Source organism: Pseudomonas sp. GW823-FHT04A03, assembly GCF_058796615.1.
Genome location: NZ_JBXAIV010000001.1, coordinates 910059 through 933450 on the forward strand (window position 1 = coordinate 910059; position 23392 = coordinate 933450).

Sequence of the window (23392 nt, forward strand, 5' to 3'; positions counted from 1 at the left end):
TCAGGCCTCACGCACCAGCAACACCCGCGTCACGCGACGCTCTTCGACCGCCATTACGGTCATGCCCCACCCTTCATGCTCCAGTCGATCGCCCTTCATCGGCAGGCGGTCCAGCAGGCTCATCACCAGTCCGGCCAGAGTCTGGTAATCCTCGGTCGGCTCGGCGCGAAAGCCGGTGTGCTCGCGGATGCGGGTCAGGTTCAGCGCACCGTTGACGATAAACCCGCCCTGCTCCTCGACCACGTCGGGGCCGGCGATTTCACTGGCATCCGGCAGTTCACCGGCAATCGATTCGAGAATGTCGGTCATGGTCAACACACCAACGAAGTCACCGAACTCGTTCACCACGAAGGCAATGTGGGTGGAAGCCGCACGCATTTGTTCCAGTGCGTTGAGGATCGAATAGCTGTCCAGCAGATTGACGGTCTTGCGCGCCAGGTGTTCAAGGTTCGGCTCGTTACCGGCCAGGTATTCCTTGAGCAGTTCCTTCTTGTGCACGAAGCCCAACGGCTCATCCACTGCGCCGTTACGAATCAACGGCAAGCGCGAGTAGGACGAATGCATCAATCGCGTACGAATAGCCTCGGCGTCGTCCGCCAGATCAATGTGATCGACATCGGCGCGCACTGTCATCAAGGCGCGAATCGGTCGCTCGGCCAATTGCAGCACACCGCTGATCATCACCCGCTCACGACGGTCGAACAGCTCCGCGCTCGGCGCTTCACCGTTGTCCAGCAAGTCGGAAATCTCCTCGCCGACCTCTTCCACCGCCAGTTTGCGACCACCCAACAGTCGCATCACCGCATGGGCCGTGCGCTCGCGCATCGGGCGCAAGCCCTGCATCGAGCGCTTGCGACGAGCGCGGGCGATCTGGTTGAAGATCTCGATCAGGATCGAGAAACCAATGGCCGCGTACAGATAACCTTTCGGGATGTGGAAACCCAGGCCTTCGGCGGTCAGCGCGAAACCGATCATCATCAGGAAGCCCAGACACAGCATGATCACCGTCGGGTGGGCGTTGACGAAGCGGGTCAGCGGCTTGCTGGCCACGATCATCACACCGATGGACACGACCACCGCGATCATCATTACCGCCAGTTCATCGACCATGCCCACGGCAGTAATCACCGCGTCCAGGGAGAACACCGCGTCGAGCACGACGATCTGCGCCACGATCGGCCAGAACAGCGCATAAGCGGTGTTGGTGGAGCGCTCGCCAATATGGCCTTCCAGCCGCTCGTGCAGCTCCATGGTCGCCTTGAACAACAGGAACACACCACCAAACAGCATGATCAGGTCACGGCCGGAGAAGCTCTTGCCGAACACTTCGAACAACGGTGCAGTGAGGGTGACCAGCCAGGAAATACTCGCCAGCAAGCCAAGACGCATGATCAGCGCCAGGCTCAAACCGATGATGCGTGCGCGGTCGCGCTGATGCGGCGGGAGTTTGTCCGCCAGAATCGCGATGAACACCAGGTTGTCGATACCCAGTACCAATTCCAGCACGATCAGTGTCAACAAGCCCAGCCATGCCGTGGGATCCGCTAACCATTCCATAATCTGTCTTTATCTCTCGTCAGTGAATTCAGGCTGCCGGACACGGCAAAGTGCGGCGCGAAAGCTCGAAGGCTGCGCCATCAACGATAGTCGGTAGTCGGAAGACTGGATGTTGCGAGTGCGTCAAGACCGCGCGGTGGCGCGAGGGGAACGGGGTTCTTTGAATAGAACTGGGAGGCTCCGAGAGGGTGTTCATGCAAATCCTGAATGAAAAAAGGCCTTGAAGCGTACAGGCTCTGATGACTTTTCCTACAGCTGGAAATCATTTCAAAATCTGTACGCCGCAGACATCTCCGGACTTTTACGGATAAAGCGTCGACAACACCCGGTCGGCATTGGCACCGCAGCTCATGCCTTCGGGCTTGGATTGAATGTTCTCGATCACCTCCAGCAACCGCGCCTTGCTCTGGGCCAGATGCTGCTGCATGACTTCGATCTGCTCGACCTTTCGAGTCAGGCCTGCCACCAGTTCATCGTGCTTGAACTCACCGGTTCCGGCGGCCGGCAACAACTGTTTGAGTTCCTCCAGGGAAAACCCGGCCTGCTGGGCGCTGCGGATGATATTCAGGGTTTGCAACACTTGTGGCGGGTAACGCCGGTAACCATTGCCCTGCCGCTCCACTTTGGGAATCAGACCCTGAGCCTCGTAAAAGCGAATGCTCGAAGCGCTCAAGCCGCTCTGCTGCGCCAACTCACCGATTTTCATTTCAGCCTCGATTTGCCCGCTTGACATTAAAGTTAACTTTAAGCTTAGCCTCTCTCCATCACTGATGAGGAGTCAAGCAATGTCGCCCTTCCAGATCTTGAATCTGCCCAATGGTCAGACCGTCGGCAACCGTATCGCCAAAGCCGCCATGGAAGAAAACCTCGCGGACCGTGACCAGGCACCGTCCCGCGAACTGTTCCGTTTGTATAAGGCCTGGGCCGACGGCGGTGCCGGGCTGCTGTTGACCGGTAACGTGATGATCGACCGCCGTGCCATGACCGGCCCCGGTGGGGTGGTGCTTGAAGACGAGCGGCATCTGGAGCGTTTCCGCCAATGGGCCGAAATCGCCCGCAGCGGCGGCGCGCAGGTCTGGGTACAACTCAATCACCCCGGTCGTCAGACCTTCGCCAACATGGGCCAGCAAGCGCTGGCGCCGTCGGCGGTGGCACTGGAAATGGGCTCGTTCTCGAAACTGTTCGCCGAGCCCAAGCCAATGACCGAGGACGATATCGAGGAAGTCATTCAGCGTTTTGCCAAAAGCGCCGCGCTTGGCGAAAAAGCCGGATTCACCGGGGTGCAGATCCACGCTGCCCACGGATATCTGCTGAGCCAGTTTCTCTCGCCGCTGACCAATCGCCGCACCGACCGCTGGGGTGGCTCGTTGGAAAACCGTGCACGCCTGCTGTTGTCGGTGATCGAGGCCATCCGCCAGGCGGTGTCGCCGCAGTTTTGCGTGGCGGTAAAGCTCAACTCGGCAGACTTCCAGCGTGGCGGATTCGACACCGACGACGCGCGCCAAGTGATCGAATGGCTCAACGAACAGCCGATCGACCTGCTGGAACTGTCCGGCGGCAGCTACGAAGCCCCGGCGATGCAAGGCGAAGCGCGTGACGGGCGCACCCTCGCCCGTGAGGCGTTCTTTCTGGAAATGGCCACTGAACTGGCCAGCGTCGCCCGCATGCCGGTGATGGTCACCGGCGGCATTCGTCGCCTGCCCGTGGTCGAACAAGTGCTCGACAGCGGCATCGCCATGGCCGGCATCGCCACCGCACTGGCCATCGAACCAAGCCTGGTCAAGCACTGGCGCGAAGGCCGCAACAGTGAGCCGCAACTGCCACCGATCCGCTGGAAACGCAAACCGCTGGCCGCACTGGCGAACATGGCCGTGGTGCGTTTTCAGATGGCCCGCCTGAGCCATGGCCGCCAGCCCAAACCCGAGGTGTCGGCGCTCTGGGCGCTGATCCGCGACCGGTTGTACCTCAGCCGCCGGACCCGCCAGTACCGTCAGGCAATGGACGTCTAACGCCCGGCAAACCGCAGTCGAGATAACTGACGCAGGTCGTCCTCGACGTAGTAGTCGTTGGTCCAGCTGTCATCCGCCGCCAACGGCTGCACCTGCTTCAACGCCAGTTTCTTCGCGAAGTAGCGAAAACGGTAATGCTCGTAGAACCGCAGCAGTTCCAGGCCATAGCGATCCGCCAGATCGGTGTCGCCGCGAATGATCAGGTAGTTCTCGTCATTGCCGTTGCTGGCCGAGGTGCTGAGGTTGTGGCTGCCGCTGATGATGGTCGGGCTGTCGCTGGTGAAGTCGGTGACCACCGCTTTGGTGTGCACCAGCAGGTTGCCTTTCTGGCCTTTCATGTTTTCCCGCAGCCAGCCTTCCAGCCCGGTATTGAGCAATGCGGTGGCGGCGAACTCGGCGGTGCGGTCGGCGTGAAACCCGGTGATGCGGCTGACGGTGTTTTGCAGGCCGTAACGCAGGATGTCGTCGTGGGGCTGGCCGAGCAATGCGTTGAGAATCGCGTCGGGCAAGGCGAAGGCGGTGACGAACAGCAGGTCTTTCTTCGCCCCCTCGATGATATCGACAAACTCCCGCAGATCCGCGCCGCCGGTGCGCGGGGAAAACCCGGCGAACAAGGGCTGCGCCGGATTCATCGGATTGTGCTGGGTGATCCAGTCTCGGGTGGCGCCGACGTCCGCCGGCTCGGCCCAGATCTGCTCGAAGGTTTTCAGGTAACTCGCGCTGACGGCCGAATCGTCCAGCACATGCACCACGTTGGCCTGGCGGTACACGCCGTTGGCCGTGAAGTTGGTGCTGCCGCACAGCACCGCTTGCGGCTGGCGCTCACCGCCTCCGTCGAGGCGGCTGAGGACGATGAACTTGTTATGGAAAATGTTGTGAGTGACCCGCCCGCGCTTGCTGGTCGACGGCAGTTTCGCAAGGCTCGCTTCGTTGATCGTCGTGTCTTCGTCGTCGGGCCGGGCGTGATACAGCACGCGCACCTGAACACCTCGATCGAACGCCGCGTTCACCGTGTCGACGATGGCTTGCAACTGGTATTCGTAGATCGCGATGTCCAGCGCCCACTGCCCGTCTACCGCACGCTCGATAAATCCTTGCAGGCGCCCGAGCAGACCGTTCTCCAGCCACTGACGCGCCGCATCGGGCCAGGCTTCGATGGGCATGTTCTTGTTGGCGCTGATCTGTGCGTCGAGCTCGGGAAACTTGCGCTGAAACGCCTGGCTCGCGGCCACGGCACGGTTGAAGATCACGCCCTGATTGGCAGGATGACCGTCGTCGGAGCGGATCGTCAGCTCCAGCGCTTCACCCAGTTGCGGGGCATCCGGCGAGCCATACGCCGGGTGCACGCGATAGTGGATCGTCATGCCTGGATTGACCGCGTAATCGGCCCAGCGAAATTTCTGCAGCGGCGCCTTGTCGCTCGGCGTGGCGTGAAACTGCGGGAAGGTGTGAACCTTGCCGGGAAAGGTCAGGCTGTTGAACAGGAACAGCCACGGCTTGTCACCTTGCTGCTTTTCGATGGCAAACCCCAGCAGGCCTTTGCGGCGGGGTTCGGCAAGGTCCATGGCGAGCAGCACGCCGTTGGTGCCGGCGTAGGCCTTGACGCGAAAATCGTCCTGCGGATTGGCGACCAGAACGCGCATGATTCACTCCCTGTGATTTGGCCTCACTGCAGCATAGCTCTCAGACCGACATCAACTCGTCGATATGCCGGTAATCGGCGTCCAGTGCTGTCGCCAATTGCTTCGCGCGGCCCAGGCGAATCGGCCCGCGCTCGATATCGATCAGCACGCCCGGACACTCCAGCGCTGGCAGTTCCGGACAGTCTTTCAAACGGCCATCGGTGATCACCAGCAAACGTTGTTGTTCGGCGGGAAAACGCTTGCGCCGCACCGCCAGCCAATGCCCGGCTTCCGTCAGCGCTGCCAACAGCGGTGTGCCGCCTCCCGCACCCAACTCATCGAGCCACGCGCGCAACCCGCTGGAGGCCTTCAGCCCCTGCACCTGCCATTTCGGCGCGGCGCCGCTCGCGGTCAACAACGCCAGGCGCGCGCGCTGCCGGTAAGCGTCGTCGAACAGTTGCGCAAGCACGCCCTTGGCATCGCTCAAGGCTTGATGGCGACGGGTCGAGGCCGAAGCGTCGACGATCACCAGCCACAGTTCATGGGGCGTACGGGTGCGCAGTTGGAAGAGCAGATCCGCCCGGGTTTTCGGACGGCCATTGAGCAAGGTTCCGGGCCAGTTCACCGAGCCACTGCGAGCCGCGTGACGCTTGCCCTGGCGACCGTTATCGAGGCGTCCGGCGCGGGGTCTGGCATTCGCCCCCGCGTCGGTTCGGGGGCGAATGCCTAAGGCTTTTTTGGCCAGACAGGCACTTCGCGGCGGGCACCGGTCGAGAGTGCCGGCGCCGGCATTTCACCCCACTGCCCCTGCCCTTCGCTCGGCTCGGCGTTAGTGCCGGACGGCGATTGCGCCGGTGACTGTGCGGGGGATGAAGGCTGCTCGCGACGACGATGACGCAAAGCAAACTCAGCCACGGCATCAATGTCTTGCTCGGCGATGGCTTCAGCTCCGCGCCACGCTGCATGCGCACGCGCCGCACGCAGCCAGACCAGATCGGCGCGCAAACCGTCGACGCCAGCCGCGAAGCAGCGCTCGGTAATCTGCGCCAGCGCCGCGTCATCCAGCGGGATGCCCGGTAAAACCTGGCGGGCGTTTTCACAGCGCTCGCGCAGGGCTTGCTGCTCAGCCTCCCACTGCGCACAGAACGCCTGCGGATCGCTATCGAAATCCAGCCGACGACGAATGATCTGACCCCGCTCGGCCGGCGCCGTATGACCGCTCAGGGCGACGTTGAGTCCGAAACGATCCAGCAATTGCGGACGCAACTCACCCTCTTCCGGGTTCATCGTGCCGATCAATACGAACTTCGCCGAATGCCGATGGGAAATCCCGTCACGCTCGATCAGATTGGTGCCGCTTGCGGCCACATCAAGCAGTAAGTCCACCAGATGATCCGGCAGCAGATTCACTTCATCGACGTACAACACGCCGCCGTCAGCCTTGGCCAGCACACCCGGAGAAAACTGTGCACGACCGTCGCTGAGTGCCGCGTCCAGATCCAGCGTGCCGACCAGTCGCTCTTCAGTAGCGCCCAACGGCAAGGTGACGAACTGACCGCTGGCCAACAGATCCGCCAGACCCCGGGCCAGCGTCGATTTGGCCATACCGCGCGGGCCCTCGATCAGCACGCCGCCGATCTTCGGATCGATCGCCGTCAAATACAGCGCCAGTTTCAGATCATCGGCGCCGACCACGGCGGAGAGCGGGAAATGCGGGGTGTCGGTCATATTCAGTCTCAGCTCTCTTCTTCTATGTCCAGCAGCAGGTTTTCCAGGGCCTCTTTGTAGGCGCCCGGTTCCTGCCACATTCCGCGCTGCTGCGCTTCCAGCATGCGCTCGGTCATGTCGCGCAGTGCGTGGGGATTATGCTCGCGCACGAAGTCGCGGGTCGCCGGGTCCAGCAGATACGCATCGGCCAGCAACGCGTACTGGTGATCGTCGATCAATTGCGTGGTGGCGTCGAAGGCAAACAGGTTGTCGACCGTCGCCGCCAGTTCGAACGCGCCTTTATAGCCGTGGCGCTTGACCCCGTCGATCCATTTCGGATTCGCCGCCCGGGAACGAATCACCCGGTTCAGCTCTTCTTTCAAGGTGCGGATCTTCGGCAGATCCGGCTGGCTGTGATCGCCGTGATAACTCGCCGCCGCTTCACCGCGCAGGCTTTCTACGGCGGCGAGCATGCCGCCCTGGAACTGGTAATAGTCGTTGGAATCGAGCAAGTCATGCTCGCGGTTGTCCTGGTTTTGCAGCACGGCCTGCACCTGGCTCAGGCGCTGGACGAATTGCTCGCGGGCGGCGGTGCCTTCGTCGGAACCGCCGTAGGCATAGGCGCCCCAATTGAGGTAGACCTCGGCCAGATCCTCACGGGTTTGCCACAGACGACCGTCGATCGCGCCTTGCACGCCCGCGCCATAAGCGCCGGGCTTGGCACCGAAGATACGCCAGCCGGCCTGACGTCGCGCCGCTTCTTCGTCCAGCCCGGATTGCCGCAGCGCCTCGCGTTCTGCACGCACTTTGGCGGCCAGCGGGTTGAGATCGTCCGGCTCGTCCAGTTCCGCCACGGCTTGTACAGCAGCGTCGAACAGGCGGATCAGGTTGGCGAACGCATCGCGGAAAAATCCGGAGACCCGCAGCGTGACATCGACCCGAGGACGGTCGAGCAGGCTCAGCGGCAGAATCTCGAAATCATCGACGCGCTGACTGCCGGTGGCCCACACCGGGCGCACACCCATCAGCGCCATGGCCTGGGCAATGTCATCGCCGCCGGTGCGCATGGTCGCGGTGCCCCAGACTGACAGGCCGAGCTGGCGCAGATGGTCGCCGTGGTCCTGCAGGTGTCGTTCAAGAATCAGGGTCGCGGACTGGAAGCCGATCCGCCATGCCGTGGTGGTTGGCAGATTGCGCACGTCCACCGAATAGAAATTGCGTCCGGTTGGCAGCACGTCGAGGCGGCCGCGACTCGGTGCGCCGCTTGGGCCGGCCGGGACGAAACGGCCGCTGAGGGCATCGAGCAAGCCGTGCATTTCGGCCGGGCCGCAGGCATCGAGGCGTGGGGCGATCACTTCGCGCAGGTGAACAAGGATGGCACTCACCTCAGACCAGTGAGGACCCTGTGGGAGCGAGCTTGCTCGCGAAGGCGTCGTTTCAGTCGATATTTTTGGCACTGACATACCGCATTCGCGAGCAAGCTCGCTCCCACAGGAGTCGCTCACGGCGTGCGAGATCGATTGAGCCGCGAACAGCTCAAGGCGTTCACGGGTATCCCCCGCCGTGCGCCAGACTTCATCGCTCAGCGATTGCAGTTCCATCGGACGCGGGCCCGTCCAGGGATCAGCCAGTCCGCAATCCAAAGGATCGAATCCCAACTGAAACGCCTTGGCCAACGCCCGCAACAGACTCGACTGAGCCCCTTTGCCATCGCCGCGCGGAATCCGCAGCAGCGCCAGCAAGGTGTCAATGCGCAGCCGTCCACTCGGCGACTCACCAAAAATGTGCAGGCCATCGCGGATCTGCGATTCCTTCAAGTCACACAAATAGGTGTCCAGACGCGGCAGCCAGATCGCCGCGTCGGTGTCGCTGTCGAGGCCCTCGTCCAGCTGCAATTCGCGATCAATCTGCGTGTCACGCACCAGTTGCAGGATGTCGCGCTGCAATTCACGGGCGCGGCGCGGATCGAGCAACTGAGCTTCGTAATACTCGTCCGCCAACAGCTCCAGATTGCGCAACGGGCCGTAGGTTTCGGCGCGGGTCAGCGGCGGCATCAAGTGGTCGATAATCACCGCCTGAGTGCGACGTTTGGCCTGGGCGCCCTCGCCCGGGTCGTTGACGATAAACGGATAGATGTTCGGCAGCGGCCCGAGCAGCGCGTCCGGCCAGCAGTTCTCCGACAGGCCCACGCCTTTGCCCGGCAGCCATTCGAGGTTGCCGTGCTTGCCGACGTGAATCACGCCGTGAGCGCCGTAGGTCTGGCGCAGCCAGAAATAGAACGCGAGGTAGGCGTGCGGCGGCACCAGATCCGGGTCGTGATACACCGCGCTCGGATCGACCTGATAACCCCGCGCCGGTTGAATGCCGACGAAGGTCAGGCCAAAACGCAGACCAGCGATCATCATCCGCCCGTCACGGCACATCGGATCGTTTTGCGGCGAACCCCAACGTTCCAGCACCGCCGCGCGATTGGCTTCGGGCAGTGCATTGAACATCGTCAGGTAATCATTCATCGCCAGGCTCTGCTGGCATGGGCGCTGATCGAGGGTATCGAGATCGTTACTGACACCGCCGAGCAGTTGCCGGATCAGCTCAGTGCCGCTGTCCGGCAATTCGGCCGGCAGCGGATAACCTTCGGCCTGCAACGCCCGCAGGATATTCAGCGCGGCGGCCGGCGTGTCGAGGCCGACGCCATTGCCGATGCGTCCGTCCCGGGTCGGGTAGTTGGCGAGGATCAGCGCGATACGCTTTCCAGCGTTCGGCACCCGCGCCAGATCGACCCAGCGTCGCGCCAGTTCTGCGACGAAATCCATGCGTTCAGGCTGCGCCCGATAACACACCACGTCGGACTGACTGCGCTCGCTGCGCCAGGCCAGATCCTTGAAACTGATCGGCCGACTGATGATCCGGCCGTCGAGCTCCGGCAAGGCGATGTGCATCGCCAGATCCCGCGGGCCGAGGCCCTGCTCGCTGTCGCGCCAACCGGGCTCGTTGTCCTGGGCACAAATCGCTTGAATCACCGGAATGTTGCGGCGGAACGGCCGCAGATGCGGCGCTTCCGGGCTGGACTGGGCGAAACCGGTGGTGTTCAGGATCACCGAAGCTTCGACCTCATCCAGCCAGTCCTCGACCACCGACAGGCAGCCGGGCTCTTTCAAACTGGCCACGGCGATCGGCAGCGGATTGAGTCCGGCCGCCTGAAGCCGTTGGCAGAACACGTCGATAAACGCCGTGTTCGCCGCTTGCAAATGCGAGCGATAAAACAACACCGCCGCGACCGGTTGACCGGGCAGCCAATCGGCTTGCCAGTCACTCAGTGCGGCGGTGTTTTTGTTCGGGTGGTAAATCGCCGTGCGCGGCAGCGTCTGTGGCTCGCCCCACACGTAATCCCGCGCCAGCCAGCGATTGGCCAGGCAACGGAAAAAGTCCAGCGCATTGCCCATTCCGCCCTGACGCAAAAACTGCCAGAGCCGGTCGCGGTCTTCCGCGCAGACGGTGCTCAGGTCGCTGAGCTCCGGGTCGGGCCGGTCATCGCCCGGCACCAGAATCACCTGCACGCCACGCTCGGACAACTCGACCAGCCGCTCGACGCCATAACGCCAATAAGCGATGCCGCCGTGCAACGAAATCAGAATGACCTTGGCGTGGCGCAACACTTCATCGACGTACAGGTCGACCGACGCATGGTTCTGCACTTGCATCGGGTTGGCCAGCCGCACGCTCGGGTAATCCTCGGGCAGTTGCTGCGCCGCTTCGGCGAGCAGCGCGAGGCTGGAATCGCCGCTGCACAGGATCACCAGCTCGGCGGGGGTTTGTCCAAGGTCGGCAATGTTGTCATCCGACACGAAACCGCCGGGCTGGGTCCTGAGCAGATGCATGGCTTAAACGCTGAGCGCAGCGCGCAGTTGCGCTTCGAGCTGGGCCGCGTCCAATTCCTGGCCGATCAACACCAGACGCGTCACACGTGTTTCATCGGCGCCCCACTGACGGTCGAAGTGCTTGTCAAAACGCGTGCCCACGCCCTGGATCAACAGACGCATCGGCTTGTTCGGGATCGCCGCGAAACCTTTGACTCGCAGGATGCCGTGCTGAACCACCAGTTGCGTCAGCGCGTCGAGCAGCAGGCTTTCGTCGGCTTGCGGCAGTTCGATGGAAATCGAATCGAAGGCGTCGTGATCGTGGTCGTCGTGATCGTCATCGCCTTCACCGTGGTGGTGATCGTGATGGCTGTGACGGCTGTCGATGTGCTCTTCGGAACCGGCACCGAGGCCGATCAGCACGTCCAGCGGCAGGCGGCCGTTGCTGGCTTCGATGATTTTTACCGCTGGCGGCAGTTCTTCAGCGACTTCCAGGCGAACGCGCGCGAGGTCTTCAGGGCTGGTCTGGTCGGCCTTGTTGAGGATGACGAGGTCGGCGCTGGCCAGTTGGTCGGCGAACAGTTCGTGCAGCGGCGATTCGTGGTCCAGGTTCGGATCGAGTTTGCGCTGGGCATCGACCTGATCCGGGAACGCAGCGAAAGTGCCAGCAGCCACGGCCGGGCTGTCGACCACGGTGATCACCGCGTCAACGGTGCAGGCGCTGCGGATTTCCGGCCACTGGAAGGCTTGCACCAGCGGCTTTGGCAGGGCCAGGCCCGAGGTTTCGATCAGGATGTGGTCGAGGTCGCCGCGACGGGCCACCAGTTCGCGCATCACCGGGAAGAATTCCTCCTGAACCGTGCAGCACAGGCAGCCGTTGGCCAGTTCGTAGACGCGGCCGGTGGCTTCTTCTTCGGTGCAGCCGATGGTGCATTGCTTGAGGATTTCACCGTCGATGCCCAGTTCGCCAAACTCGTTGACGATCACCGCGATGCGGCGGCCCTGGGCGTTGTCGAGCATGTGCCGCAGCAAGGTGGTTTTGCCCGAGCCGAGGAAGCCGGTGACGATGGTGACGGGGAGTTTGGCCAGTGTTTTCATCGGATGCCCTTTGGCAAGGTGGCGGGCATACGGGACGAGACCGGCAACGCGGGTGCGTGCCTGGAGAGTTCGCCACCGGATCACCCCGCCCGGTTGAAAGTGAGAATCTGTGACGAGGCAGGTCTCCTGGCTGACGGTGTTCGGGTCTTGGCCCGGTATTCGCTGCGCCTTCCCGCTGGCTCTGGATTGAGTTGGCAGTGGCGTGGCAGCGAACAGCACCGTTCACAGTTGCGGGGGCAGCCGCGGCTTGGACCGCGTTCCCTTCTTAGCTTCGGCGTGGGCCGAAGAACCTCGAAAGCGCAAGGCTACGCAGGGTGTGGGGATGGGTCAATGGTTGGTGGTTTTTGAGATTGGGGGCATATCCGTTGCTTCGGGTGCTGCCGCTGGCGGTTTCGCTCTTACAGCGAGTCCCTTTTTCAAACGCCAAAAAGGAACCAAAAGGCTTTTGCCCCGGCGTACGGCACTTCGCTTAGGCTCAGTGTTCCCTCGCTACGGTGTCCATCAGGGGGCATCGCCTACGGTTTGCTTCGCTGCACCTCCTCTCGATGTATGCGGCTTCGCCGCACGGCGCTGCGCGCCTACCCCCTGATGGACACCTCCGCTCGGCCTGCCGAAGGGGCTAAAGATCAAAAGCAGATCAAGAGCCAGAACCAGAGCCAGATCAAGAGCCCCGCTCCTCACCACTCAACACGATGAGCGTTAGCTCGAGTACCGCTTTTGATCGCAAGGCCCGTCGGCAGGCTGAGTGGAGGGATTGATCCGGGGGTGGGAGCGCAGCGACCGTGCGGCGCAGCCGCATGCATCGAGAGGAGGTGCAGCGAAGCAAACCGTAGGCGATGCCCCCGGATCAATCCCGGAGCGAAGGAACCCCGAGCCTCAGCGAGGGGCCGTACGTCAGGGTTAGAGACTTTTTGGTTACTTTTGGGGCGTTTGCCAAAAGTGACTCGCTGTAAGAGCGAAACCGCCAGCGGCAGCACCCGAAGCAACGGATCTGCACCCAATCCCAATCCCAATTGACTCAAATCCCCCCCGCATGGTCTCCTACACAACTTGTTACGGGTGCCCTTCACAGGGTGAAACGGGAAACCGGTGAATCATGTGCTTTACTCTAAAGCCATGTCAGTCCGGTGCTGCCCCCGCAACGGTAAGCGAGCGAAGCGTCAGATCCACTGTGCCCACAGGCATGGGAAGGTGACGCTTGCAGGTCGGCCAGACGCCAACCCCTCGTGAGCCCGGAGACCGGCCCGCAACACACAGTGCGCATCCTTGCGCCACTGAACATAACAAACCCGCGGTGGGCGGGCGCTGTTCGAACCTCTGCGTGCCCGGCCGCAGGGGTTTTCATGCGCTCAATTCACCCGCTGACACTCCAGAGGGAAGCGCCATGTCGATCATTAGCAGCACCGGCAGCAATTCGGACAAGATCTCCAGCACCACCACCCTGAGCCAACGCCTGACTGCCGCCGTCTGCGCGTCGATCCTCGGTGCGTGTCTCGTGTATTTCGCCGGTTTCTCGCATATCGAAGCGGTGCACAACGCCGCGCACGATACCCGCCACAGCGCCGCGTTCCCGTGCCATTGAGACCTGACGACATGATCAAGCGTATTGCGCAGACCGCAGGTTTCACCGGCCTTCTGGCCGCCCTGCTCCTGACCTTGCTGCAAAGCTTCTGGGTTTCGCCGCTGATTCTGCAGGCCGAAACCTTCGAGAAAGCCGAACCGGTTGCCGAAGTTCACGAACACGCCGCCGGCACCGCCGCCCATACACACGATGCCGAGGCCTGGGAGCCGGAAGACGGCTGGCAGCGCGTGGTATCAACCACCGGCGGCAATCTGGTGGTTGCCGTGGGTTTCGCCCTGATGCTCGCGGGTCTGTACACCCTGCGTGCGCCGACCAAAACCTCGCAAGGCCTGCTCTGGGGTCTGGCCGGTTACGCGACCTTCGTGCTCGCCCCGACCATGGGCCTGCCACCTGAACTGCCGGGCACTGCCGCCGCGGATCTGGCCTCGCGGCAGATGTGGTGGATCGGTACCGCCGCCTCCACCGCTGTCGGCCTGGCCTTGATCGCGTTCAGCCGTAACTGGCTGATGAAGTTCCTCGGCGTGGCGATCCTTGCCGTGCCGCACGTGATCGGCGCGCCGCAACCGGAAGTGCATTCGATGCTCGCCCCGGAAGCCCTCGAAGCTCAGTTCAAAATCGCTTCGCAGCTGACCAACGTCGCGTTCTGGCTGGCCCTGGGCCTGATCAGCGCCTGGTTGTTCCGCCGCAAAAGCGAAGGTCAGTACCACGCATGACCGATGACAGCGCAGCGCCGACCTTCGTGGTCGGCCTGGGCTGCCAGCGCGGCTGCCCGGCCAGCACGCTGCGTGCATTGCTTGACCAGGCGTTACAGGCGCATCGAATTGATCTTGAGAAGGTCAAGGCGCTGGCCAGCATCGACCTCAAGCGCGATGAACCCGGTTTGCAGGAACTCGCCGCCCAACTGGCGCTGCCGTTGCTGTACTTCAGCAGCGAAGAACTGGCCAGTTACCAGCAACGTTTGAGTCACCATTCGCAGATCGCCTTCGAACGCACCGGTTGCTACGGTGTGGCGGAAAGTGCCGCGCTGGCGCTCGCCGAACAGCTGATCAGCGGCCCGGCAAAACTGCTGATTTCCCGGCAAAAGTACGCTCAGGCAACTCTGGCATTGGCCGGCGCGGCGTAAATTCCCGATAATCCCCGCTTTCGATCATGAGCATTCTTCATCTCAAAGGCTTGTGAAGCACTGCCCTGCCCCTTTTCTACAGGATCCAACGATGACCGTTTACTTCATCGGCGCCGGCCCCGGCGACCCGGAATTGATCACTGTCAAAGGCCAGCGGCTGATCCGCAGTTGCCCGGTGATCATCTACGCAGGTTCGCTGGTGCCGACGGCGGTGCTGGAAGGTCATTGCGCTGAAACCGTGGTCAACAGCGCCGAGCTGCACCTAGAACAGATCATCGACCTGATCAAGACCGCCCACGCCAAGGGCCAGGATGTGGCGCGGGTGCATTCGGGGGATCCGAGTCTGTATGGCGCCATTGGCGAGCAGATTCGTCATTTGCGCGAGCTGGATATTCCGTTCGAGATCATTCCCGGCGTAACCGCCACCGCCGCGTGCGCCGCGCTGTTGGGCGCTGAACTGACCCTGCCGGACATCTCGCAAAGCGTGATCCTGACCCGTTATGCGGACAAGACCGCGATGCCTGCCGGCGAAGAACTTGGCAGTCTGGCGCAGCACGGGGCGACCATGGCGATTCATCTGGGAGTCAATCATCTGGAGAAAATTCTGGTTGAGCTGCTGCCGCATTACGGCGCAGATTGCCCGATCGCGGTGATTCATCGGGCGACTTGGCCGGATCAGGACTGGGTGGTTGGGACGCTGGAGGATATTGCCGCGAAGGTTGCCGCCAAGGGGTTTCGGCGTACGGCGTTGATTCTGGTTGGGCGGGTGTTAGGTAGCGATCATTTCAGTGAGTCGTCGCTGTATCGCGCGGGGCATGCGCATTTGTACCGGCCATAAAAAAACGGCGCTCACGGGGCGCCGTTTTTCATGCCGCAGCGAACACCTTAGTAGTAGGCGTTTTCTTTCTGCGTGTGGTCGGTCACGTCGCGAACGCCCTTGAGCTCCGGAATGCGTTCGAGCAGGGTGCGCTCGATGCCTTCCTTCAGGGTCACGTCCGCCTGGCCGCAGCCTTGGCAACCGCCGCCGAACTGCAGCACGGCAATGCCGTCTTCAACCACATCGATCAGGCTGACCTGACCGCCGTGGCTGGCCAGCCCCGGGTTGATTTCGGTTTGCAGGTAGTAGTTGATGCGCTCGTTGATCGGGCTGTCGGCGTTGACCATCGGGACTTTGGCGTTTGGCGCCTTGATGGTCAGCTGGCCACCCATGCGGTCGGTGGCGTAGTCGACGACGGCATCATCGAGAAACGCTTCGCTGAACGAGTCGATGTAAGCGGTGAAGCTTTTCAGCCCCAGCGCCGTGTCTTCAGGTTTCTCTTCGCCCGGCTTGCAGTAGGCAATGCAGGTTTCGGCGTACTGGGTGCCAGGCTGGGTGATGAAAACGCGGATGCCGATGCCCGGGGTGTTCTGCTTGGAGAGCAGATCGGCCAGGTAATCATGGGCGGCGTCGGTAATGGTAATAGCGGTCATGGAGACTCCTCGCAGGCTTAAGGCGGAGTTTACGCCAATCGGCGCGCGGCACAAAGTCCTAGTATTTACGTAGGAATAGTTCGCAAATCGGCTAGGCGCCAGGTTCGCCGTCAATCCGCGCTTTAAGCCATTGATAACTGCGTTTTTCCACCCATTCGTAGCTCAACCACGAACCGATAGCGATGGCCAGTGCGCAGACGACGAACATCAAATACGGGTTGATCCCATAGCGTCGAGCCAGATAACCACCGGCCGACAGCACCAGCACATGCATCAGATACACCGAGTAAGAACAGTCGCCCAGCAGCTTCAGCAGCCTGTTGCGCTCGACATGCCGCTCCAGCGCCATGCTGGCCATGACCAGCACTGCGCTGGGCACGCCCCAATTCAGCAATCGGGGTTCCGGCGGCAGGTGATAGATCGCCAGCAACGCCGCACCGATCCCCAATAAGGACAGCCAGACCGCCGGCCCGATCCAGCCGCGACGGTAAAGCATGCCGATGCCGATCCCCAGCAGGAACTCATAAACGATGTCCGAGCGATAAAACTCGCTGACCCAGCCAAACCCGGTCCAGGCCTGGCACACCGCAAACAGCAGCGCCGAGACCACCAGCAAACGAACTTGCAGCCGGAACAACAGCGCCCAGGCGAACAGCACGTAGAACAACATTTCGTAATTCAGGGTCCAGCCGACATTCAGGGTCGGATAGATTCCGTAGCCCCCGGGGTTTTCGGTCGGGATAAACAGCAACGACAGCAGCAAATGATTCCAGTCCACCGTCTGATCTGGCAGCAGCGGCCGGGCGAACACCACCAGCAACGCCATCAGCACCGTGTAGAGCCAATACGCCGGGACAATTCGAAACAGTCGATACAGCAGAAACCGCGCCGGCGGCAGCGCCTTGCCTTCGGTCGACAGGAAAATCACCAGCCCGCTGATCACGAAAAAGATATCGACGCCCACGGCGCCCTTGTCGATGAACAGCTGCCCTATCGGCCCGCGCGCCTCGAAGTCGAAGAAAATCTGCATGAAGTGATGGCAGACCACCGCCCACGCGGCGAGCGCTCGCAGGGCCTGCACTGAAATCAACATCGATGGCGCTCCCGATCCCGTACGTCACAAGATTGGGACAACCGCCATCGTTCAAATGATCAAAGATTCTCGTACCGGTTCATATCCAGCACGCCCTCTTCCACCGGATCGGTTTCGTGGAGGTACTGGCTCAAATCATGGAAATAGAACCAGAACTGCGGATGGCTGCGGCGAATGCCCCAACGTTCGACGATTTTCTCGAACTGCGCCGCGTCCTTTGCACTTTCCATGGCGTCGACAAACGCCGGCACCTGATCCGCCGGGATGTTGAACATGAAATTCGGGTAGCTGCTGAGCACACCCGGATAGATCGTCAGCGTATCCAGCCCCGGTTGATAACGCAGCGATTCACCGAGCAGGAACGCCACGTTGCTGTGCGCACGGTTGCGCAGCAGGCTGTAGACCTCGCGTTTGCCGCTGCGGGTTTCGACCCGCAGCATGGTCGCTTCCGGCAATTGATCGATCACTTTCAGGCCGGCAGCCGGGCGCGAAGTCAGGCGACTGAGGGCCTGTTCGGCATTTTGCAGGGCCGGGTCGATGTTCGGACGCGAGCAATAGGCATCTTCGCAGCGGTTGATCGGATCCGGACGCGCGTTGAGATCGCCGTAGCGCGCCAGCAATTGCATGGCGAAATCGCGTTTCGGGTCCTTCTCGTCGAGTTTCAGCGCGGTCGGCTTGTCGTCGTCGATGGCTTCGTAATCGAGCCACATCTTGAACTGGCCGCTGCTCTGGTACCAGTCGTCGAGATAACCCTCGCGGGAATCGGCGGGCATCAGGCGCAGGAAGTTCTGTTCGGCGCCGTTGCGGATCAGGTCGAAATACAAGCGTGTTTGCGCTTGATGGGAGACGTTGCCGAACACATCGAAATTCACCGCCAACTGGTAATACGTGCGCTCCAGCAGCGGATAGTCGAACAGCCACATCGTCTGCGGCACTTCGCCGATCAGGCCTTTGGTCACCGAGGCGCTGTCGAAGTGGCGGAAGATGCTGAGCAAGGCGTTGTCGTTGCCGGCCCACAAGGTCGACCAGCTCGGCGCCGGCAGGTCGGCGTAGCTGTCACGGCGCAGGGCTTCGTATTTGTTGCGCTTGTTGCGGTAGTTGTGCCACAGGCTCAGGACACTGCCGACATCGTCGTTCTGCCCCGGCATGGCCAGCAATGGAGTGGCCTGGCCGCGATAGTTCGGGTCGGTGATGTACAGGTCGTGTTCCGGGGCCTGGAACAGTGCCCAGAAGTTGTCGCGGATCACGTCGGTTGCGATCTGCCCACGGCACACCGGGCCGCGAATGAAGGTGCGCACGAAGTATTCGGCGTTATCGAGCATGAACTGGTAACGCGCCTGCGCGGGGATCGCCTCGAAGGTCGCGAACGGGTTGGCCCTGCTCTGCGGCCCGTAACCCGGCAAGGCATTGACCTGCCAGTGGCCGTTGTAGAACAGGCTCTTGACCCGCGCCATCTTCGCCGCGCTCAGCGGATAGGTGATGTGGGTCTTGTGCACGATCACACCCTGCACCGGCCACAGGCGGTAATACACCTGAGTGCCCGGATCGTCGTTCGGGCGACGCGTGGCGATCAGGTCGATCGGCTGGCCGGTCGGCGTGCGCGAACGCACCCACTGGAAGTAATGCCCCGGCTCGCCATCCTTGAAATAGATGTGCGCCAGGAACCAGTGCTCGTACAGCCAGCGCCCGACCAGACTTTCCCGTGCGCCGGGCTGGTTGAGCAGGTTTTCCCACTGGACGATCTGCAGCGCCTCTTTAGCGCTCGGCGCCAGGCCTTGCTCGTCGATCGGCGCGCCGGACGCCAGCCAGCGTTGCAGCGTTTGATATTGCTGATCGGTCAGGCCGGTTACCGCCAGCGGCATGCCCTCTTTCGGATGGGCGCCGGCGTAGCCGTCGAATTCGGCAGGCATCGCGCACAGGTTTTCGCGATTGAGGCCCAGCACGATGTCTTCCGGCAATTTGGCGTTGGGAGTCAGGGGCGTTTTGTGTCCCAGCTCCAGCATGCGCGCCATCAGCGCCGCCTGACTGCCCTGAGCGTCGAGCACCGAATAGAAGTCTTTCTGCTGCCAGGCGCGTTTGCCGAAGGCGTCATAGAACAACCGAGTGGTCGGTGCCGCCTGAGTGCGTTCGCCATCGTAGACCGGCATCTTGCTCGCGCCACGGGCCGCACCTTCGCCGCTGCCCAGGTTCAACTGGCAGGCAGAGTCGTAGCACGCATGGCAGGCCACGCACTTCTCGGTGAAGATCGGCTGGATGTCTCGGGTGTAGGAGATAGAAGAAGAAATAGCGGGACTCTGCGCCGCCGCGCCAAAGCTTAAAAACAGCAATGCAATGCTGATGACGCGGTACGACATGTCCCTGATCCTGATCCTGAAGAAAAACGTCGCGATTCTACCGTTATGACGCCCGTACCAACATGAGCGATATTCATGCAAAAGCGCCACATGCTCTAAATCGGCACAGGTTTGTTATGATCCCGCTCCTTCGTCATGGTCTTTTTCGAGTAGTCCCAATGTCCGATCGCAGCGTCCGCCTTCAAGCTCTCAAGCAAGCCCTCAAAGAGCGCATCCTGATACTCGATGGCGGTATGGGCACGATGATCCAGAGCTACAAGCTCGAAGAGCAGGATTATCGCGGCAAACGCTTCGCCGACTGGCCGAGCGACGTCAAGGGCAACAACGACCTGCTGGTCATTACCCGTCCCGACGTGATCGGCGGCATCGAGAAGGCTTACCTGGATGCCGGCGCCGACATCCTCGAGACCAACACTTTCAACGCCACCCGCATTTCCATGGCCGACTACGGCATGGAAGAACTGGCCTACGAACTCAACGTAGAAGGCGCACGACTGGCGCGCAAGGTCGCTGACGCCAAGACTGCCGAGAACCCGGACAAGCCACGCTTCGTCGCCGGCGTGCTCGGTCCGACCAGCCGCACCTGCTCGCTGTCGCCGGACGTCAACAACCCGGGCTATCGCAACGTCACTTTCGATGAGCTGGTGGAAAACTACACCGAGGCTACCAAAGGCCTGATCGAGGGCGGCGCCGACCTGATCCTGATCGAAACCATCTTCGACACCCTCAACGCCAAAGCCGCGATCTTTGCCGTGCAAGGCGTGTTCGAAGAACTGGGCTTCGAATTGCCGATCATGATTTCCGGCACCATCACCGACGCCTCCGGCCGTACCCTGTCGGGCCAGACCACCGAAGCGTTCTGGAACTCCGTGGCCCACGCCAAACCGATTTCGGTCGGCTTGAACTGCGCCCTCGGTGCCCGCGAACTGCGTCCGTACCTGGAAGAGCTGTCGGACAAGGCCAGCACCCACGTTTCGGCGCACCCGAACGCCGGCCTGCCGAACGAATTCGGCGAGTACGACGAACTGCCGGTGGACACCGCCAAGGTCATCGAAGAATTCGCCCAGAGCGGTTTCCTCAACATCGTCGGCGGTTGCTGCGGCACCACGCCGGGCCACATCGAAGCCATCGCCAAAGCCGTCGCCGGCTACGCGCCACGGCAGATTCCGGACATTCCAAAGGCCTGCCGCCTGTCGGGCCTGGAGCCGTTCACCATCGATCGCAGCTCGCTGTTCGTCAACGTCGGCGAGCGGACCAACATCACCGGTTCCGCAAAATTCGCCCGCCTTATCCGAGAAGACAATTACACCGAAGCTCTGGAAGTCGCCCTGCAGCAGGTCGAGGCCGGCGCCCAGGTGATCGACATCAACATGGACGAAGGGATGCTCGATTCGAAGAAGGCCATGGTGACCTTCCTCAATCTGATTGCCGGCGAGCCGGACATCTCCCGCGTACCGATCATGATCGACTCCTCGAAGTGGGAAGTGATCGAAGCCGGCCTCAAGTGCATCCAGGGCAAGGGCATCGTCAACTCGATCAGCATGAAAGAAGGCGTCGAGCAGTTCATCCACCACGCCAAACTGTGCAAACGCTACGGCGCCGCCGTGGTGGTGATGGCGTTCGACGAAGCCGGCCAGGCCGATACCGAAGCGCGCAAGAAAGAAATCTGCAAACGCTCCTACGACATTCTGGTCAACGAAGTCGGCTTCCCGCCGGAAGACATCATCTTCGACCCGAACATCTTCGCCGTGGCCACCGGTATCGAAGAACACAACAACTACGCTGTGGACTTCATCAACGCCTGTGCCTACATCCGTGACGAACTGCCGTACGCCCTGAGCTCCGGCGGCGTGTCCAACGTGTCGTTCTCGTTCCGCGGCAACAACCCGGTGCGCGAGGCGATCCACTCGGTGTTCCTGCTGTACGCGATCCGCGCCGGCCTGACCATGGGCATCGTCAACGCCGGTCAGCTGGAGATCTACGACCAGATCCCGCAGGAATTGCGCGACGCCGTTGAAGACGTGATCCTCAACCGCACGCCGGAAGGCACCGACGCCCTCCTCGCCATCGCCGACAAGTACAAGGGCGACGGCAGCGTCAAGGAAGCCGAGACTGAAGAATGGCGCAGCTGGGACGTCAACAAGCGTCTGGAGCATGCGCTGGTCAAGGGCATCACCACCCACATCGTCGAAGACACCGAAGAATCCCGTCAGTCCTTCGCGCGCCCGATCGAAGTGATCGAAGGCCCGCTGATGTCCGGCATGAACATCGTCGGCGACCTGTTCGGCGCGGGCAAAATGTTCCTGCCGCAAGTGGTGAAATCCGCCCGCGTGATGAAGCAGGCCGTGGCCCACCTGATTCCGTTCATCGAACTGGAAAAAGGCGACAAGCCGGAAGCCAAGGGCAAGATCCTGATGGCCACGGTAAAAGGCGACGTGCACGACATCGGCAAGAACATCGTCGGCGTGGTGCTGGGTTGCAACGGCTACGACATCGTCGACCTCGGCGTGATGGTCCCGGCCGAGAAAATCCTGCAGGTGGCCAAGGAGCAGAAGTGCGACATCATCGGCCTGTCCGGCCTGATCACTCCGTCACTGGATGAAATGGTCCACGTGGCCCGCGAGATGCAGCGCCAGGACTTCCACCTGCCGTTGATGATCGGCGGCGCGACCACCTCCAAGGCGCACACGGCGGTGAAGATCGAACCGAAGTACAGCAACGACGCGGTGGTCTACGTGACCGACGCCTCCCGCGCCGTGGGCGTGGCGACGCAACTGCTGTCCAAGGAACTGAAAGCCGGTTTCGTCGAGAAGACCCGCGAAGAGTATATCGACGTCCGCGAGCGCACTGCCAACCGCAGCGCCCGTACCGAACGTCTGAGCTACGCGGCTTCGATCGCGAAAAAACCGCAGTTCGACTGGGCCTCTTACACTCCGGTCAAACCGACCTTCACCGGCACCCGCGTGCTGGATAACATCGACCTCAACGTGCTGGCCGAGTACATCGACTGGACGCCGTTCTTCATCTCCTGGGACCTGGCCGGCAAGTTCCCGCGCATCCTCGAAGACGAAGTGGTCGGTGAAGCGGCAACCTCGCTGTACAAGGACGCCCGCGAGATGCTGACCAAGCTGATCGACGAGAAGCTGATCAGCGCCCGTGCGGTGTTCGGCTTCTGGCCGGCCAATCAGGTCCACGATGACGATATCGAGCTGTACGGCGATGACGGCAAGCCGATGGCACGCCTGCATCACCTGCGCCAGCAGATCATCAAGACCGACGGTAAACCGAACTTCTCGCTGGCCGACTTCGTCGCGCCGAAGGACAGCGAAGTGACCGACTATGTCGGTGGTTTCATCACCACCGCCGGCATCGGCGCCGAGGAAGTGGCCAAGGCTTATCAGGATGCTGGCGACGATTACAACTCGATCATGGTCAAGGCCCTGGCCGACCGTCTGGCCGAAGCCTGCGCCGAGTGGCTGCACCAGCAGGTGCGTAAAGAGCACTGGGGCTACGCCAAGGATGAAGTCCTCGACAACGAAGCCCTGATCAAAGAGCAGTACTCCGGCATCCGCCCTGCTCCGGGCTACCCGGCGTGCCCGGACCACACCGAGAAGGCCACCCTGTTCGCCCTGCTCGATCCTGAGGCCGAGGAAATGCGCGCCGGTCGCAGCGGCGTGTTCCTGACCGAGCACTACGCGATGTTCCCGGCGGCAGCGGTTAGCGGCTGGTATTTCGCCCATCCCCAGGCGCAGTACTTCGCCGTGGGCAAGGTCGACAAGGATCAGGTGCAGAGCTACACCTCGCGTAAGGGCCAGGAACTGAGCCTGACCGAGCGCTGGCTGGCGCCGAACCTCGGCTACGACAACTGATTGATTGACGCAAAAGAGCCCCTGTCTCGGACGCAATGAGACGGGGGCTCG

The 23392-nt window shown here is 61.9% G+C and carries 16 protein-coding genes and 2 riboswitches; of the genes, 6 read left to right on the forward strand and 10 right to left on the reverse strand.

Annotated features, from left to right (window positions below; translation table 11 throughout):
* Window positions 1–1557 carry a TerC family protein gene (locus AC1Q9F_RS03840; protein WP_179694738.1) on the reverse strand — a complete coding sequence of 519 codons (1557 nt, stop codon included), beginning with the start codon at window positions 1555–1557 and terminating at the stop codon, window positions 1–3.
* A gap of 301 nt (window positions 1558–1858) precedes the next feature.
* Entirely contained in the window at window positions 1859–2263 is a 405-nt protein-coding gene (locus AC1Q9F_RS03845; protein WP_085695943.1) for a MerR family transcriptional regulator, read from the reverse strand.
* 79 nt (window positions 2264–2342) lie between these two features.
* On the opposite strand from AC1Q9F_RS03845, the gene AC1Q9F_RS03850 reads away from it, so the two are divergent.
* Window positions 2343–3566: an NADH:flavin oxidoreductase/NADH oxidase family protein gene (locus tag AC1Q9F_RS03850; RefSeq protein WP_492618905.1), complete on the forward strand. Its 1224-nt coding sequence runs from the start codon at window positions 2343–2345 to the stop codon at window positions 3564–3566.
* On the opposite strand, the gene AC1Q9F_RS03855 is transcribed toward AC1Q9F_RS03850, so the two are convergent.
* The 5 genes from AC1Q9F_RS03855 to cobW are packed head-to-tail and all read right to left on the reverse strand — an operon-like array spanning window position 3563 to window position 11850.
* On the reverse strand, window positions 3563–5209 hold the full coding sequence (locus AC1Q9F_RS03855; protein WP_492618904.1) for a phospholipase D-like domain-containing protein: 1647 nt from the start codon (window positions 5207–5209) through the stop codon (window positions 3563–3565). The two genes, AC1Q9F_RS03850 and AC1Q9F_RS03855, sit on opposite strands and share 4 nt — an antisense overlap.
* A 40-nt stretch (window positions 5210–5249) precedes the next feature.
* On the reverse strand, window positions 5250–5933 hold the full coding sequence (locus tag AC1Q9F_RS03860; protein WP_492619437.1) for a vWA domain-containing protein: 684 nt from the start codon (window positions 5931–5933) through the stop codon (window positions 5250–5252).
* The gene (locus tag AC1Q9F_RS03865) at window positions 5915–6916 is read right to left on the reverse strand and encodes a magnesium chelatase ATPase subunit I (RefSeq protein ID WP_492618903.1); all 1002 of its coding nucleotides are present in this window, start codon (window positions 6914–6916) and stop codon (window positions 5915–5917) included. Before AC1Q9F_RS03865 ends, AC1Q9F_RS03860 begins: the two co-directional genes overlap by 19 nt.
* Window positions 6917–6924: 8 nt before the next feature.
* Window positions 6925–10773, reverse strand: a complete 3849-nt coding sequence (gene cobN, locus AC1Q9F_RS03870; protein WP_492618902.1) for a cobaltochelatase subunit CobN — start codon at window positions 10771–10773, stop codon at window positions 6925–6927.
* A 3-nt stretch (window positions 10774–10776) separates the two neighbouring features.
* Entirely contained in the window at window positions 10777–11850 is a 1074-nt protein-coding gene (gene cobW, locus AC1Q9F_RS03875) for a cobalamin biosynthesis protein CobW (RefSeq protein WP_492618901.1), read from the reverse strand.
* Window positions 11851–11949: 99 nt separating this feature from the next.
* A riboswitch (cobalamin riboswitch) is annotated at window positions 11950–12159 on the reverse strand.
* A 731-nt stretch (window positions 12160–12890) separates the two neighbouring features.
* A riboswitch (cobalamin riboswitch) is annotated at window positions 12891–13112 on the forward strand.
* A gap of 122 nt (window positions 13113–13234) precedes the next feature.
* Between cobW and AC1Q9F_RS03880 the strand changes: the two genes are divergently transcribed.
* From AC1Q9F_RS03880 to cobM, 4 genes are all read left to right on the forward strand, one after another.
* Entirely contained in the window at window positions 13235–13432 is a 198-nt protein-coding gene (locus tag AC1Q9F_RS03880) for a CbtB domain-containing protein (RefSeq protein WP_007959524.1), read from the forward strand.
* A gap of 11 nt (window positions 13433–13443) precedes the next feature.
* Window positions 13444–14145 (forward strand): CbtA family protein, encoded by a 702-nt coding sequence (locus AC1Q9F_RS03885; protein ID WP_492618900.1) that lies wholly within the window; start codon window positions 13444–13446, stop codon window positions 14143–14145.
* Entirely contained in the window at window positions 14142–14555 is a 414-nt protein-coding gene (locus tag AC1Q9F_RS03890; RefSeq protein ID WP_011334491.1) for a cobalamin biosynthesis protein, read from the forward strand. The genes AC1Q9F_RS03885 and AC1Q9F_RS03890 overlap by 4 nt, the downstream gene beginning before the upstream one ends.
* Before the next feature lie 91 nt (window positions 14556–14646).
* Entirely contained in the window at window positions 14647–15393 is a 747-nt protein-coding gene (cobM, locus tag AC1Q9F_RS03895; protein WP_492618899.1) for a precorrin-4 C(11)-methyltransferase, read from the forward strand.
* Window positions 15394–15440: 47 nt separating this feature from the next.
* On the opposite strand, the gene nfuA is transcribed toward cobM, so the two are convergent.
* From nfuA to AC1Q9F_RS03910, 3 genes are all read right to left on the reverse strand, one after another.
* The gene (nfuA, locus tag AC1Q9F_RS03900; protein WP_007959519.1) at window positions 15441–16025 is read right to left on the reverse strand and encodes a Fe-S biogenesis protein NfuA; all 585 of its coding nucleotides are present in this window, start codon (window positions 16023–16025) and stop codon (window positions 15441–15443) included.
* A gap of 91 nt (window positions 16026–16116) precedes the next feature.
* A complete protein-coding gene (locus AC1Q9F_RS03905; RefSeq protein WP_492618898.1) occupies window positions 16117–17118 on the reverse strand; it encodes an acyltransferase family protein in 1002 nt (333 codons plus the stop codon).
* Window positions 17119–17177: 59 nt separating this feature from the next.
* Complete coding sequence (locus tag AC1Q9F_RS03910; RefSeq protein ID WP_492618897.1) at window positions 17178–19472, reverse strand: fatty acid cis/trans isomerase; 2295 nt, start codon at window positions 19470–19472, stop codon at window positions 17178–17180.
* A gap of 158 nt (window positions 19473–19630) precedes the next feature.
* Between AC1Q9F_RS03910 and metH the strand changes: the two genes are divergently transcribed.
* A complete protein-coding gene (gene metH / locus AC1Q9F_RS03915; protein ID WP_492618896.1) occupies window positions 19631–23341 on the forward strand; it encodes a methionine synthase in 3711 nt (1236 codons plus the stop codon).
* Window positions 23342–23392: the final 51 nt, after the last annotated feature.